This window comes from Crassaminicella thermophila, assembly GCF_008152325.1.
Lineage (GTDB): Bacteria > Bacillota > Clostridia > Peptostreptococcales > Thermotaleaceae > Crassaminicella_A > Crassaminicella_A thermophila.
Map to the genome: position 1 here is coordinate 103,460 of NZ_CP042243.1, position 15,979 is coordinate 119,438.

The 15,979-nt window shown below is 30.7% G+C and carries 12 protein-coding genes and 1 other annotated feature; all 12 genes read left to right on the forward strand.

What is annotated here, in order from left to right; translation table 11 throughout:
- Positions 1-15 precede the first annotated feature (15 nt).
- The 12 genes from FQB35_RS00485 to FQB35_RS00540 all read left to right on the forward strand — a co-directional run bounded on the left by FQB35_RS00485 (position 16) and on the right by FQB35_RS00540 (position 15,719).
- Complete coding sequence (locus tag FQB35_RS00485; RefSeq protein ID WP_148808042.1) at positions 16-1,515, forward strand: Na+/H+ antiporter NhaC family protein; 1,500 nt, start codon at positions 16-18, stop codon at positions 1,513-1,515.
- A 202-nt stretch (positions 1,516-1,717) separates the two neighbouring features.
- On the forward strand, positions 1,718-2,473 hold the full coding sequence (locus tag FQB35_RS00490; RefSeq protein ID WP_168198197.1) for a 5'-methylthioadenosine/S-adenosylhomocysteine nucleosidase family protein: 756 nt from the start codon (positions 1,718-1,720) through the stop codon (positions 2,471-2,473).
- Complete coding sequence (locus FQB35_RS00495; protein WP_148808044.1) at positions 2,439-3,449, forward strand: SPL family radical SAM protein; 1,011 nt, start codon at positions 2,439-2,441, stop codon at positions 3,447-3,449. The genes FQB35_RS00490 and FQB35_RS00495 overlap by 35 nt, the downstream gene beginning before the upstream one ends.
- A gap of 13 nt (positions 3,450-3,462) precedes the next feature.
- Positions 3,463-4,158: an SDR family oxidoreductase gene (locus tag FQB35_RS00500; RefSeq protein WP_148808045.1), complete on the forward strand. Its 696-nt coding sequence runs from the start codon at positions 3,463-3,465 to the stop codon at positions 4,156-4,158.
- Between the two features lie 98 nt (positions 4,159-4,256).
- Positions 4,257-5,393 carry an SH3 domain-containing protein gene (locus FQB35_RS00505; RefSeq protein WP_148808046.1) on the forward strand — a complete coding sequence of 379 codons (1,137 nt, stop codon included), beginning with the start codon at positions 4,257-4,259 and terminating at the stop codon, positions 5,391-5,393.
- A gap of 238 nt (positions 5,394-5,631) precedes the next feature.
- Complete coding sequence (locus FQB35_RS00510) at positions 5,632-6,723, forward strand: GerAB/ArcD/ProY family transporter (RefSeq protein ID WP_148808047.1); 1,092 nt, start codon at positions 5,632-5,634, stop codon at positions 6,721-6,723.
- The gene (locus FQB35_RS00515; protein ID WP_148808048.1) at positions 6,707-7,831 is read left to right on the forward strand and encodes a Ger(x)C family spore germination protein; all 1,125 of its coding nucleotides are present in this window, start codon (positions 6,707-6,709) and stop codon (positions 7,829-7,831) included. The genes FQB35_RS00510 and FQB35_RS00515 overlap by 17 nt, the downstream gene beginning before the upstream one ends.
- 12 nt (positions 7,832-7,843) lie before the next feature.
- Positions 7,844-9,274: a spore germination protein gene (locus tag FQB35_RS00520; protein WP_231701829.1), complete on the forward strand. Its 1,431-nt coding sequence runs from the start codon at positions 7,844-7,846 to the stop codon at positions 9,272-9,274.
- 95 nt (positions 9,275-9,369) lie between these two features.
- Positions 9,370-11,040, forward strand: a complete 1,671-nt coding sequence (locus FQB35_RS00525; RefSeq protein ID WP_148808049.1) for a sensor histidine kinase — start codon at positions 9,370-9,372, stop codon at positions 11,038-11,040.
- Positions 11,041-11,055: 15 nt separating this feature from the next.
- Positions 11,056-11,766, forward strand: a complete 711-nt coding sequence (locus FQB35_RS00530) for a LytR/AlgR family response regulator transcription factor (RefSeq protein WP_148808050.1) — start codon at positions 11,056-11,058, stop codon at positions 11,764-11,766.
- A 150-nt stretch (positions 11,767-11,916) separates the two neighbouring features.
- Positions 11,917-13,341, forward strand: coding sequence for a carbon starvation CstA family protein (locus tag FQB35_RS00535; RefSeq protein ID WP_148808051.1), 1,425 nt, complete (start codon positions 11,917-11,919; stop codon positions 13,339-13,341).
- A 498-nt stretch (positions 13,342-13,839) separates the two neighbouring features.
- Positions 13,840-14,108, forward strand: a binding site (T-box leader).
- A 150-nt stretch (positions 14,109-14,258) separates the two neighbouring features.
- On the forward strand, positions 14,259-15,719 hold the full coding sequence (locus tag FQB35_RS00540) for a sodium-dependent transporter (RefSeq protein ID WP_148808052.1): 1,461 nt from the start codon (positions 14,259-14,261) through the stop codon (positions 15,717-15,719).
- Positions 15,720-15,979: the final 260 nt, after the last annotated feature.

Consider the following 15,979-nt stretch of genomic DNA (forward strand, 5'->3'; position numbering starts at 1 on the left):
GAAGGAGGAAATTTTGTGGAAAAGGATGTATTACATTATGGAATGATCTCAATTTTACCTGCCATAGTAGCATTAGGATTAGCGATTTGGTCAAAAAGGGTTATTGAATCATTGATAGTAGGTATTTTTAGTGGTGCTATGATCATTGATGCAAATGCAAATGGCATTGGACATGCTATTTTGTATGGAATTACAAATTTATTTAATGCTATTGCTGGGCATCCTGCTAATAGTGATTTAGGACTAAGAGGGATGGGATTAATCAGAAATCAAGGAAGAGCAGATACAATTTTAGTGGTATTGCTTTTAGGTGCATTTATTACAATTCTTGATAAATCTGGTGGTGCGTTTGCTTTTGGAGAATGGGTATCTAGTAAAGTAAAAACCAAAAAAGGTGCACAGAATGCAACGGCATTAATGGGATGTTCACTATTTACAAGTGCATATTTTAGTTCATTAGCAACAGGAACCGTATTTAGACCGATTTATGACAAGATGAAAATATCAAGAGAGAAATTAGGTTTTATCTTAGATTCTACTTCAGCACCTATTAATACATTGATTCCTATTTCTGGTTGGGTAGCGTATATGGGAGCTCTAATAGTTGATAATATTCCGGAAGTTACAGATCCTATGAGAGGATTAATAGCGACTATTCCATTTAACTTTTATTGTATTGTAATTTTAGTAGTTGTTTTTCTAGTTGCGAATGATAAGATTAAAGATTTTGGACCAATGAAGAAAGCAGAAGAAAGAGTGCAAAAACAAGTAAAGATAGAAAATAAAGTACAGCAGGAAATGGCTGCAACAAGTGAGATAAGGAATGGAACAGTATCGGATATGGTTTGGCCTTTAGGGGTTTCTGTTTTTATATTAGTTATATTAGGATTGTGGAATTATACAATTGCAAACTTTTTTGATGTTGGAAGAGTACCTCTTAATGGAAACAAAATGTTAATTATCAGCTTTATGTTAGGAATAATTGTAGCTTTTATAAAATATACTAGCAGCAAACTAATGACTGCAAAGGAATTTTTAGATGAAGTTATTGAAGGAACAAAATCTGCTATAATAGGTGGAATGATTATTATCTTAGCAGTTACTTTAGGGGATATGCTAAGAGCACAAGCTCCAGAAGGATTAGGTGCAGCGCAATACCTAGGAGACGTTGCAGGTAGTATTATTCCAAAAGGAATTGTTCCTTTTGCAGTATTTTTATTATCTTCCTTTATGGGATTTTCAATGGGGACTTCATGGGGAGTATGGGGAATAATGATGCCTATTGCTGTACCTCTTACTTTAGCGACAGGAGGAAATCCATATATTGCGGCAGCAGCAGTTTTGTCAGGAGGAACTTTTGGAGATCACTGTTCTCCAATATCAGATACAACCATTATGTCATCTATTGGAGCTGGATGTGAACATATGGATCATGTAAACACACAACTTCCATATGCGTTGTTAGCAGCAGGAATTGCTTCAGTTTGTTTCTTAATTGCAGGATTTATATTATAATTTTTATGAGAAAATCACCATTAATGATTTAATGGTGATTTTGTTTTTAACAAATACTAGACAATGCAAAACATATACATTAAGCTCAATAGTATAAAGAAGTAATAAGAAAGGATAAAGGAAAATGATTTATATAAGTGTGGCAATGTATTGTGAAGCGAGACCCTTTATTTCTTATTTGGGTCTAAAAAGAGATAATAGTGTGAAACTATATGAAATTTTTAAAAATGAGGAAGTTACATTAATTATAAGCGGTATAGGTCCATTTGAATCTGCGATTGCTACTACGTATTTGCTTACTCAATACAATGCGGGTATTTCTGATATATTTATGAATATAGGGATTTGTGGGAGCAAAAAAGAGGATAGGAAGATAGGAAGTATATTTTTATGCAATAAAATTATTAATAGCGATACAAAAAGGACGTATTATCCAGACGTATTGGTAAAGCATCCTTTTATAGAAGGTGCTTTAGAGACATTTTCAGCAGTTATAAATAAAGAAAAGAAAAAAATAATTGTAGGTGATTTAGTAGATATGGAAGGAGCAGGAGCATTTCAGGCAGCGTCAAGTTTCTTACCCCCTCATAATATTTACGTTATAAAAATTGTTTCGGATTTATTAGATGGCGAGTCTGTAACACCTAAGTTTGTGTCGCAAATGATAAACGAAAACATTTCCATCATTTGTAACTTCATAAAAGAAATAGATAAAATAAATACAACATCGAAAAAGGTATTGATTGAAGAAGAAGAGGAAGTACTTAATAGAATTTGCAAAAACTTAAGACTTACGAGTACTATGGAATATCAATTAAAAGATCTTAGTATTCAATACAAGATTCGAGAAGGAGGTTTATTAAATAAGCTAGAATCTTTTTTAAAGGTTTCTTGTAAAGATAAAAAAGAGAGGAAGATGCATTTTGAAAGACTTAAGGAGAAACTTATGGAATGCTGATTTTTCACATATTTATATAGAAAAGAGAGCAGTGAATCACCCGAATACACAAAAAATTTTATCTCATTTTTCAAAGGCTAATTTGATTGAAATTGATCATTATAAAGATGTATTTTGTCGTAGGCATCAAAGTTTTTCATTGCAAAAGAAAAGTATCAAAATTATTTTAGCAGTCAGGAATGATCATTTTATCTATGAAGGGGCAAAACCTTGTGAGGATTTTGGAAATGCCCACTTTTACTATACTTCTTCTATGATGAATTGTATTTATAATTGTGAATATTGTTATCTTCAGGGCATGTATCCATCTGCAAATATTGTTATTTTTGTGAATATAGAGGATACTTTTGAAGCAGTGAAAAAACTTCTAAAAAAGCATCCCGTTTATTTATGTATATCTTATGATACGGATTTGTTAGCTTTTGAAGGAATTACTTCCTTTGTTAGGGAATGGATTAAGTTTGCAAAGAATTATAAGGATTTAATAATTGAATTACGAACTAAAAGTGCAAATTTCAAAGCAATAAAAGATATTCAGCCTTTAGAAAATATAATTTTAGCGTGGACTTTATCACCAGATGAAATTATTCGTTTACATGAAGAAAAAACACCATCCCTTCAGGCAAGACTTAAAAGCATTAAAGAAGCTATGGAAAATGGCTGGAATGTAAGGATTTGTTTTGATCCTTTGTTGTATACAAAAAACTGGAAAGAACAATATGAATCATGTATAGAGCAAACGTTTGAGATTTTACCACATCATAAAATACATGATGTAAGTGTGGGAGTTTTTAGGGTTTCTAAGGATTATCTTAAAAAAATGAAAAAGGAAAGAAGTACTTCTAAGTTACTAGCTTATCCTTTTTGTTTTAATGATGGCATGGCTAGTTATTCAGAAAAACATGCAAAACAAATGATTAATTTTGTATATGAAAAAGTAAGCGAGTATATACCTAAATCTAAAATTTTTATTTGAAAGGAATATGAATATGAAAACAGCTATCGTAACAGGAGCATCTTCAGGAATTGGTTTTGAAATAAGTAAAAAATTACTTGAAATGGATTATAAAGTTTATGGCTTTGGAAGAGATTTTTCAAAGAATGATTTACAAGATACAAATTTCATAAAAGTTATTTGTGATATAACAAAGACTTATGAATTGGTTGAAAAGGTAAAGGAAATTAGAAAGAAAGAAAAAGTTATTGTTCTTGTTAATAATGCAGGGGTAGGTTATTTTGGATTGCATGAAGAGTTGAATGTAAAAAAAATAGAGCAAATGGTTGATACGAACCTTAAAGCTCCCCTTATTTTAACCCAGCTGCTACTTAGAGATTTAAAGAAACATTCTGGATTTATTATAAATATTTCTTCTATTACTGCTAAAAAGTCTAGCACCTATGGATGTGCATATGCTGCTACAAAAGCAGGACTTAGCCATTTTTCAAGAAGTCTTTTTGATGAGGCCAGAAAAACAGGCTTAAAAGTAGTTAATATTCATCCAGATATGACAAAGACATCCTTTTATGATAAAGCAAACTTTAAGGAAGGAGATATTGAGGAAAGCTATATAACGCCTCAATGTGTTGCAGAAGCAGTTCAGATGATTTTATCCCAAAGACAGGGTACTGTGGTTACTGAAATAACCCTTCAACCTCAAAAACATATGATTAAACGGAAAAAATAGGCTCTAAAAAATATGGGAATCTTTTCCTAAAGGAATTCTCCCTTATTTGTCAAATATAAAATAATGTTTATTTTGACAAAATAGGGGGGATTTTGGTTTTGAAGAAAGTTTTTAAGTATTTTTTATTGACAATCGTAATTTTGTTTTGTTTTTCTATGTTTTCAGTAAATTATGCCCAAGAGGTTGTAAAAGGAATCGTTATTGATAAAAATGCAGTTTTGTGTGAAGAACCAAAAAATTCAGCAAAGGTCTTAGCACAACTGCAATTAGGAGAAGCAGTATTCATAGAAGAAAATCATGGAAGTTGGTATAAAGTATGGACGAATGATGCTATGTTTGGGTGGGTACATAGTGAAAGTGTTTTAATTAGGGATAATGAAAACGCTTTGATAGAAAAAGGCATTGTAGATGGAGAATATGTAAATATATATAAAAATCCAGATCAAGAATCGGATATATTAGGGAAATTAGGATTTTTAACTGAGGTTACAGTCGTTAAAAAAGATTCAGATTGGTATCAATTGGCCATGGGAAATGAGATAATAGGTTGGACTCCCTCTAAATCTATTATAACGACACCGTTTTCGCCAAAGGCAAAAGTTATTGTTGAAAATGGAAAAATCTATGAAAAAGCTTTTGCAAAAGGAAAATTTCTAAAAAACTTAGGAAAGAATAATATAGTAACAATAGATGATTTTAAGAATGGATGGTTTCATGTTTCTTGGAGTGAAAGTGAAGAAGGCTGGATTGCTGCTAAGGAGGTTAAGGTTACACATAAGGACTTTATAATGACAGAAAGAAAAGAAAATCCTAGCAATGATTATGAAAATAAGGCTAAAGTTTTTGAGGATATTATAGAAACAGCTACATATCTTGGAGAAGGATATAGTGCTACAGCCTATGATTTATCCATTGCCTCATGTGGAAAGCCAGTAGGAGCTAAGTATAGAGGGTATACAAGGACAGGATTAAATCTAAACGGAAAAAGCTGGGAAGAAGCAATGGTAGTAGCAGTAGATCCTAGAGTTATTCCTTTGGGTAGTAAAATCCTTGTACTATTTAATGAATCTGATTGGCGCTCTAAATATAATGGTGTATATTTAGCAGCAGATACAGGAGGAGGAGTAAAAGGAAAAACAATTGATCTTTATTTAGGAGATATAGGGAATGCAGAAATGCCAGAAGTAAGAAGATTTGGAAGAACATACAATGTAAAGGTTTATCTATTGAATTGATAAAAGCCCAGGTTAGGGCTTTTTTTGTTCTTTAGGGAATTATAAATTTCTTAGAATGTGGATAACTAGGGGATCAAATAGTTTATAAGGAATTTGAGCAACGGAAATTTCAAAGAGGATTCTTTGAAATTTCGTTAGCGAAATGAGCATATGCGATAGCATAATGCGAATTTTTTTGTAAGAAATATGTATTGCTTAGCTATAAATGGAAAAGCTAATCTTATGGAGGTGAGTACCTTTGAATGAATCTCTTACTAATAGACAGATTGCCTTTATTATTTTTGGTGTCCTTGTAGGCTATGGTGTGATGGGGCTTCCAAAAAATGTTGCAGAAAATACAGGAACAGGGGGATGGTTTACACTCCTTATAGCAACAATTATAACAATGGTTATAACCTATATGCTTACATACCTTTCATATGTTCATAAAAATAAAACCATCTATGAGTATAGTCAACTATTAACAGGTAAGGTTGTTACCTATATATTTATGATTTTATATATTTTTTATTATTTTTTAGTTTTTAGTATGTTGGGAAGAATTTCTTGTGAGACTATTAAACTTAGTATATTGTTAAAAACTCCTGTATGGGCATTAAGTTTTGTTTTTTTTTCTATTTCTTATTATGCATTAACAAAGAGATTGCGTGTCATTGCAAGGCTTTGTGAGATCTATGGGGTTATTATTATTTTTGCTTCAGTTATGATGTATTTAGCTATATTTACCCAAGGAAAATTAGTTAATATAAAGCCTTTTTTTATTTTAGAAGATTTGCCGGTATATATGAAAGCATCTGTAAAACTGATATTTCCTTTTTTAGGGATAGAAATACTAACCATTATTCCTTTTGATAAAAAGAATGGTAAAAATGTATTTAAATATACAATTTTTATGGTAGCTTTTATAGGACTTTTTTATATATTAGTAGCAGAGTCCTGCATTTCTGTAATGGGGGTGGATGGTATAATCCACTACAATGATGCATTATTAGCTACAATAAGAAGAACAGATATTAAAAGCCTACAATTTGTAAGAAGGTTAGATGGTATTTTTTTAGTTATATGGACTATGGCTATATTTTGTACTATGATTATATGGGCTTATGGAGGAGTTTTGCTTTTGAGCAAATGGTTTAAAAAGATTCCTTTTAATTTACTTTCATTTACTGTTGTTTTTTTAGCCTATATTGTTTCTTTGATTCCATCTACCTTTGATCAAGTACAAAAAATACTCGATTATATGGGTTATTACGGATTTGTGTGTATTATTGTTATACCAAGTATATTATTTTTTATTACGAAGGTGAAAAAATATGATAAGAAAATGTAGTAAGTTATTGATCCTATGCATATTTTTATTGATTTTAACAAGTTGTTGGGATTATGAAGATATAGACAAAAAATGTATTAATGTTTCTGTTGGAGTAGATGTTGTTGATGATAAAATTGAATTTTCTGGTGAAATTGCACAGCTCACTCCTTCTGCTGAAAGTCAAGAAAAATCTCAAGTAGCAGGTGTATACACTGTATTAGCTTATGGAAAAACCTTTGAGGAAGCAAGAACAAATTATGATTCACTAAATCCTTTTTCTACATTTTTAGGAGCAACAAGAGTTGTTGTGTTTGGACAAAATTATGCAAAACAGGGAATAAAGCCTTATTTATATAGAATTAATTATATTTATGACTATAGAAAAACAATTTTGCCAGTAGTTTGCCGTGAAGGCCCTAAAGAATTATTTAAAGTAAAAATAGAAAGAGATATTGCAGTAGGATTTTTGATAGAAGATATTTTAAATCATTTAGCAAGTAGTGGAAGAGCTATATATCCAACAGTTGGAGAATTGATTTCGTATGTAGAAGCAGGAAGTGGATGTTATGTGATTCCCTATATAGGAATAGAAAAAAATGAGATAAAATATTTAGGTCTTGCAGTAATGAAAGAGTCAAAATTAATAGGGGTTATTAATCTTAAAGAAACATATGGGATATTATACATATTGGCAGAAAAACCTAGAATTATTGAAGTGATTGATTACAATAAAAATAAGATATCTTTTCGAACAGTAGTAAAAAAAAGAAAGATACAAACAAATTATAAAAATGAAAAAGTTTCTATCAAGATAGATATAGATTTAAAGGCAGAGATGCGGTATCAATATGTTCAAAAGCCAGTTACAGATAAAGATATAAAAGAATTAGAAAAGATACTATCAGAAAAGGTAAAAAATGATGTTATGAAGGCTATTCAAAAAGCCCAAAATGAATTTGAATGTGATTATTTTCAATTTGAAAAATATTTCAAAGCAAAATACCCTAAAATTTATAAAAAAATGAAATGGGAAGAGATATTTCCTAAAGCAGATATAGCTGTAATGGTTAAAACAAAAATTGTAAATAAGAGTTTAGCAGATCCAAATGCAAAAAAGAAATATTAAAGGATGGATAGAATGAAAAAGAGAAATGACTTGATGAATAAAATAAAAGAATTAAGCGATGAAAATTTTGGTGTGTTCGTAAGAAAGCTATCTATTAAGAACACAGAAGTATTTATTTTATATATCCCTGAACTTACAGATCGCGGGTTATTATCGGATCATATTATAAAACCTATCTTGCAGTATGGAAAAGAGCAAACTCTTACAATAGATAAAATACTAGATTCTGTTATTTATGTAGATGATATTTCTAGTGATGATGATGAAAACAAGATGATTGATTATCTTTTAGAAGGAAAATCTATCGTTATTCTTTCTAAGGAGAATAAATATATTGTTGCAAATACTACAAAGGTTGAGCAGAGAAAGGTTCAGTCACCAGAAGTAGAGACTACCCTAAGAGGACCTAAGGATGCTTTTACTGAAAATTTAGACACTAACTTGTCTCTTATCCGTTATAGAATCAAAGATCCTTCTCTTAGAATTGATAAAATAGTAGTTGGAAAAAGGACGAAAACAAATACAGCAGTTGTTTATATAAAAGATATAGCAAATCCAAAGTATGTAGAAGAAGTAAAAAAAAGAATCCAAAATATCAGTGTGGATGGAATCCTTGAGTCTGGATACATTCAAAAATTTATCTTAAATAATTCTTTCGATTTCTTTCCACAAACAGGGATTATAGAGCGGTCTGATACTGCATGTGCAAACCTATTAGAAGGGAAGATATGCATTGTTGTAGAAGGAAGCAATTTAGGTTTAGTAGTGCCAAAGACTTTTATTGAATTTTTAGATGTAGCAGAAAATCATTATGATAATTTATATTTATCAATGTTTGCTAAAATACTGACTGTACTAGCCTTGAGCATATCTTTGGTAGTATCTTCCTTGTATATTGCTGTTGTAGGCTTTCATACAGATATTTTGCCACCCCAATATATTTTAAGCTTGGCCATTGCCAGAAGAACAGTTCCTTTTAATGCAATAATAGAAGCTCTTGTTATGGAGTTTATTTCAGAAATATTAAGGGAAGCAAGTATAAGGCTTCCCAAACAAGTAGGACCGGCTATTGGAATAGTTGGAGCCATTGTAATTGGACAAGCTGCAGTTGCTGCAGGACTTGTTAGTCCACTTTTGGTAATCATTGTATCCTTGTCTATGATGTGTTCTTTTATAGCGGCAGACTATACTATTATTAGTCCGATTCGTATTTTAAAATTTTTATTGATTTTCATAACAGGTATATTTGGATTATTTGGATTCGTTATGGGAATTACTGTGATTGTTATTAACTTATGTGCCCAAACAAGTTTTGGTATACCTTACTTTGCTCCTGTTGCACCCTTTCATTTAAAAGATATAATCAACTATATTTTAAGTGATATTACATTAGAAAAAATGAGACCAAAATTTTTACATACAAAAGATAAAACAAGGCAATAAATAATCTGACTTTACATAATAGCTTTTGGGTATTAAAATTTGTAGCAAGGGAAGATTTTATAGCTTATATTAAGTCTATTTTGGAGCTGATAAAATTGATAGAATTGTTAAAACATTTGATTAATAATCTAGGGTATGTCATTGTTATTGCCTTTTTTATTTCAAGATTAAATACTTTTCGGCAGATGGTGCAAAAGGATAAGATAAGAAAGATAGAACTTTTTATACTTGCCTTTATATTTGGAGGAATTGGAATCATCGGAACCTATGTAGGGATTAATGTACGTGGAGCCATTGCTAATACAAGAAATATAGGGGTGATGGTAGGAGGTATACTTTGCGGCCCTTTTGTAGGAATTATTGGAGGCTTACTTGCAGGCGTACATAGAATCCTTATTGATATAGGTGGGATTACTGCTTTCCCTTGTGCTTTAGCAACAGTAATGGGTGGGTATTTATCAGGTATTATCTATAAAAAATCAAATATTAAAAATCGTTGGTTTTATGGACTCCTTGGTGGAATTCTTGTAGAAAATTTGAGCATGCTTTTTATTTTATTATTTTCAAGGCCTTTTGACTTAGCACTAAGCATTGTAAAAGATATTTATGTTCCTATGGTTTTAATCAATGGTATAGGAATTGCTATTGTTATTATGATTACAGAAAATATTTTTGAAGCAGAAGAAGAAATTGCTGCAAAGCAAGCAAAACATGCCCTGGAAATTGCAAATAAAACATTACCTTATTTTAGAGATGTGAACAAGAATTCATTAAAAAGAGTCTGTCAGATTATTAAGGATTCTGTGAAGGCAGATGCAGTTTCTATTACAGATAGAAAATATATTCTTGCCCATGTTGGGAGTGGAGAAGATCATCATACTGCTGGCAAGTCCATTTTAACAAAAGCAACTGAGAGGGTAATGAGGCAAGGATCCATTGAAATATTGAATACATCTGAAGAAATTGATTGTATAGATGAAAATTGTCCGTTAAAATCAGGAATTATTGTTCCTCTTAAGGAAAATGATCAAGTAATTGGAACACTAAAAATTTATTATAATGATGAAAACTCTATTACATTCCGAGATATAAGCTTAGCAGAAGGTTTATCCCAACTTATTTCTACTCAGCTTGAGATAAGTAAGCTTGAAAAGTTAAGAGAGATGGCAAACAAATCTGAGATTAAAGCTTTGCAAGCACAAATTAATCCACATTTTTTATTTAATGCATTAAATACAATTGTGTCTTTTATGCGGTTGGATATAGACAAAGCTAGAGAGTTGATTATAGATTTATCAACCTATTTAAGGTACAATATTGAAAAAGGAGATGAGCTTGTAAGTCTAAATAAAGAATTAGAACAGGTAAGAGCATATATAAAGATAGAACAGGCAAGATATGGAGATAAACTAAATATTATTTATGACATAAAAGATATGATAGACATAAAAATTCCAAGTCTCACTATACAACCTCTTGTTGAAAATGCAATAAAACATGGAATCTTAAAAAATAACAATAATGGGTCTATAAGAATTACGGTAAAAGAAAAAAAAGGCAAGGAAAAGGTAAAAATAATTATAGAAGATAATGGTGTGGGTATAGATGAAGAAGTAATTGAAGGAATCGAGAGAGGAAAAACAAAGGAAGGAAGTATTGGACTTTTAAATGTACATAATAGATTGAAACTGATTTATGGAAAAGGCCTTAAAATTGAGCGATTAAAAAATGGAACGAGAATTTCTTTTGAAATTTATCATAAATAGAGAGGAGGAAAGATTTTGAAATGTATTATCGTAGAAGATGAATATCCATCTAGAGAAGAACTAAAGTATTTTATTAAAGAATATAGCAGTATTGAAATTATAGAGGAATTTGAAGAAGCTTTAAGTGCGTTAAAATTTTTAGAAAAAAATAATGTAGATGTTATATTTTTAGATATTAATATGCCCCAATTAGATGGAATGACATTTAGTAAGGTTATTAGTAAGTTTAAACAAAAGCCTAAAATTGTATTTATCACAGCTTATAAAGAGTATGCAGTAGAAGCATTTGAAGTACATGCTTTTGATTATATATTAAAGCCATATTCAAAAGAAAGAATGATTCATGCTCTAAAGAAACTAGAAGATAGTGAAGAAAAATTTGATAAAACATACAAATATGATAAGATTATTTTATGTAAGAATGAAAAAATGATTGTAATAGATTGGGTAGATATTTATTACTGTGAAGCCCATGAAAGAGAAACAATTGTTTATGCAAAGGATGAAAAATATGTTGCAAAAATGAATATTTCCCAATTCTTTGAAAAATTACCTAAAGATAAATTCTTTAGAAGTCATCGTTCATATATCTTAAATCTTGATAAGATTCAGGAGATCATTCCTTGGTTTAACAATACATATAATGTGAAACTTGTTGATATAGATGCTCAAATTCCTGTTAGTAGGAAAAATATAAAAGAATTTCGAAGAATTATGGGTATATAGATATTGCAATTTACACACGAATGAAATTTCGTGTTTATTTTTTTGCATTTCGTGCTTCTAATTTTTCATTTCATTGTAAAACTCCCCTTTTTGAAATACTTTAAAAATATAATAAGTACATAGACAAATTATTTTAAAGGAGGAGAGCAGATGTTTACTTTTATTTTATCAATTGCAATTTTAATTTTAGGTTATTTTGTTTATGGTAAGTTTGTGGAAAACGTTTTCGGAATTGATGATACAAAAGTAACGCCAGCTGTATCTATGGAAGATGGTGTAGACTATATTCCTATGAGTTGGCCAAGAATATTCTTGATTCAATTCCTAAATATTGCAGGATTAGGACCTATATATGGAGCAATAGCAGGTGCATTATGGGGACCAGCTGCATTTTTATGGATTGTATTTGGATGTATCTTTGCAGGAGCTGTACATGACTATTTCTCAGGAATGCTATCTATTCGTCATAAAGGAACTAGTGTATCAGAGATTGTAGGAATTTATTTAGGTGATACGGCTAAAACAATTATGAGAGTTTTTAGTGTAGTATTATTGATATTAGTAGGTGTTGTTTTCGTAATGGGACCTGCAGGGTTGTTAGCAAATATAACAGGGCTTAGCAAAACTTTATTAATTGGTATTATCATTATCTATTATTTACTTGCAACAGTACTGCCAGTAGATAAACTAATAGGAAAGATTTATCCAATATTTGGTGCATCACTCTTAATTATGGCAGTAGGGATTGGGATAGGAATAATTACAAAAGGATATACAATTCCAGAAATTACATTAGCGAATCTACATCCAAAAGGAACTCCATTCTTTCCTTTCTTATTCATAACGATTGCATGTGGTGCAATATCAGGATTCCATGCAACACAATCACCACTTATGGCTAGGTGTGTAAGAAAAGAAAGTGAAGGAAGAAGAATTTTCTATGGATCAATGATTGCAGAAGGTATTATTGCTATTATTTGGGCTGCAGCATCTATGGCATTCTTTGGAGGTACAGAAGGATTAGCAGCAACACTTGCAAATGGTGGACCAGGAGTAGTAGTAAATGAAATATCAAAGACATTGCTTGGAACTGTAGGGGGCGTACTTGCCATGTTAGGGGTAGTAGCTTGTCCGATAACATCAGGAGATACTGCTTTTAGAAGTGCAAGATTAGTAATTGCAGATGCTATTAACTTAAAACAAGAAAAGGCAATTAATAGATTTTATATTGCGATTCCATTATTTGCAGTAGGTGTAGCTCTTACAAAAATTGACTTTGGTATTGTTTGGAGATATTTCTCATGGTCAAACCAAACTTTAGCAATGATTGTACTTTGGGCTGCAGCAACATATCTAGCAAATAAAGGGAAATTCCATTGGATTTGTAGTATACCAGCAACATTCATGACAGGTGTAACAACAGCATATATTTTACAAGCAAAAGAAGGATTTAAATTAGCTGCATCTATTTCAAATACGGTAGGAATTGTTTTAGCTGTTATGTTCTTTGCAATGTTTATGAATAAGGTAAAAAAAGAGCAAAAAAATCTAAAAGCACATGCAACTGCAAAATAATTAAAAGCAGGTGAGTAATCACCTGCTTTTTAAAATATAATAAATTGTAGAATATAGACTATTTTTAAAGGTTCGTCATATTTTTACATGTTATTTTTACATATTTTTTTTATAGGGTATGTTAAGATATGAAAAAAAAGAGTCATGGACAAGGGGGATAACACATGGAAAATCTAAAAATAGCTTGTAAATGCAGTACGTGTGTAAAAAAATGCAAACAATATATTTTGTGTGGGGATGTATTATATTGTCCAAAGTATGTAAAAAATAAGTCTTAAAGGAATAGGGTGTTATATTTTGTTAAACTAGAAAAAAGATAACTTTTTAGCAGAGTTATCTTTTTTATTCTTTAGGAAATTATAAATATCTTAAAATTGTGGATTGTTGAGTGATGATAATTTTTTTATTTATAGAAATATAGAAAAATATGAAAAATTTTATATTGACATATTATAAGAATGTTTGTATAATAAACACTAAATTGCGAAATTGAATGATTTTAAAGCGAAGACGGAGAGAAAAATACTATTTCTTTAACTACAGAGAGCTAACATTTGCTGAGAGTTAGCGTTAAAGTTAGTATATAATGATCACTCCTGAGCTGCTGATTCGAAAGGGTTGCTGAGTAGATGAGGATGGTTGCCACCAATATATGGCTAGGGTTCAAATGAATGTATATAATATGCATCTCATTTTGATCTGAAATAAGGCAATGCATTGCATTGTAAAGTAGGGTGGTACCGCGAAGATAATCTTTCGTCCCTATAAATGTTTGTTGAATATTTATAGGAATGAAAGATTTTTTATATTGAAAAGAGAATGCGCATTCTAGTAAAAGCGAGTAAAGATTTTAATAATTGTCGAAATATTTCTACTATTAATCTATGTAAAATTTAAGAAAGGAAGGAAGACAAAAGATGAAGAGAGATAGTTTTGGATCAAGATTAGGTATTTTAGCAGCCGCAGCAGGATCTGCTATAGGCTTAGGAAATATATGGAAATTCCCTTTTATAACAGGACAAAATGGGGGAGCTGCATTTATTTTAGTTTATTTATTATGTATTGCATTGATAGGGCTTCCTGTTATGCTATCTGAGTTTGTATTAGGTAGAAAAACCCAAGCAAATGCAGCGGGTGCTTTTAAGGCAATAGAGCAAGATAAGCCTTGGCATTTATCAGGATATATAGCAATAGCTACAGCGTTTATTATTTTATCTTATTATGCAATGATTGCAGGTTGGATTTTTTCATATATAGGTAGAGCAGCAACAGGAAAGTTGATGACTATAGCACCAGAACAGTTAGGAGATTATTTTGGAAGTATTATTGGAAGTAATGTAGAACCTATGGTTTGTACATTTTTAGTAGTTGCATTAACAGCTTTTATGGTTATGTCAGGGGTTAAGGATGGTATAGAAAAATATAGTAAAATATTAATGCCTGTTTTATTAGTAATATTAGTAGGACTTATGATTCGCTCTGTAACTTTAGATGATGCTTCAAAAGGATTAGAATTCTTATTTAAACCAGATTTTTCAAAGCTAACTACAAGTGGAGTACTTGAGGCCTTAGGACATGCTTTTTATTCTTTAAGCTTAGGTATGGGAATTATTTTAACTTATGGTAGTTATATTAACAAAAAGGAAAATATATTAAAATTAGCCCTTCAAGTAACTATTGCAGATACATTAATTGCTCTAATGGCAGGAATTGTTATTTTCCCAGCAGTATTTGCATATGGATTTAAGCCAGATGCAGGACCAGGACTAATATTTATTACATTGCCAGCAGTTTTTCAAGAAATGCCTTTTGGAGCTCTATTTGAAACATTATTTTTCTTGCTTGTAGGGATTGCAGCATTAACATCTACTATTTCACTTTTAGAGGTAGTTGTTGCATTTGTTACAGAACAGTTTAATATAGCAAGAAAGAAAGCAACTATTTTATTAGCTTTAGCTATTTATTTACTATCCATTCCGAGTACATTATCCTTTGGAATGTGGAGTGGTATCAAAATGTTTGGAGGAAAAACATTCTTTGATTTATTTGACTTTGTAGCATCGAATATATCTTTACCGCTAGGTGGAATATTGGTATGTATCTTTGTAGGATGGATATGGGGTACTGAAAATGCAGTTAAAGAGATTACAAGCAATGGATTATATGTATTTAAATATAATGGATTATATGATTTTATCATTAAATTTTTAGCTCCTGCTGCAATTATTGTGATTTTCCTAAATTCTACAGGATTACTAAGTACAGTTTTAGCATCTGATCAATTAGGTTCTTTTGTATTTGCAGGAGTAGGAGCACTTCTTTTTGTTGGATTAGTTTTTATAAGCAGAAGAAGTAGAATGAAAAAAGCAAATTTTTAGTATAAAAAAGCCCCTCGCTCTTTTCTAGGAGCAAGGAGCTTTTTTGTTTGAACTGTTATTAATTATATGATAAAATGACCTTAGTTGACATCGAAAGAGTCAAACTATAATTTTTTTTAAAAATGAATAAAGGAAATAACGTATTTTGCACTGATCCATTGGACAGGGACGAAAGAAGTTATTAGCGAAATTGAGCTTGAAAAAGATCAATGATTATGTTAATTTGTACTTTACACCCTTTTTGTGTCTAATTGGATACA

Coding starts and splice junctions, on each gene's coding strand:
- FQB35_RS00500 (WP_148808045.1), top strand. CDS start 3,463: ATGAAAACAGCTATCGTAACAGGAGCATCTTCAGGAATTGGTTTTGAA.
- FQB35_RS00515 (WP_148808048.1), top strand. CDS start 6,707: ATGATAAGAAAATGTAGTAAGTTATTGATCCTATGCATATTTTTATTG.
- FQB35_RS00520 (WP_231701829.1), top strand. CDS start 7,844: ATGAAAAAGAGAAATGACTTGATGAATAAAATAAAAGAATTAAGCGAT.
- FQB35_RS00535 (WP_148808051.1), top strand. CDS start 11,917: ATGTTTACTTTTATTTTATCAATTGCAATTTTAATTTTAGGTTATTTT.
- FQB35_RS00540 (WP_148808052.1), top strand. CDS start 14,259: ATGAAGAGAGATAGTTTTGGATCAAGATTAGGTATTTTAGCAGCCGCA.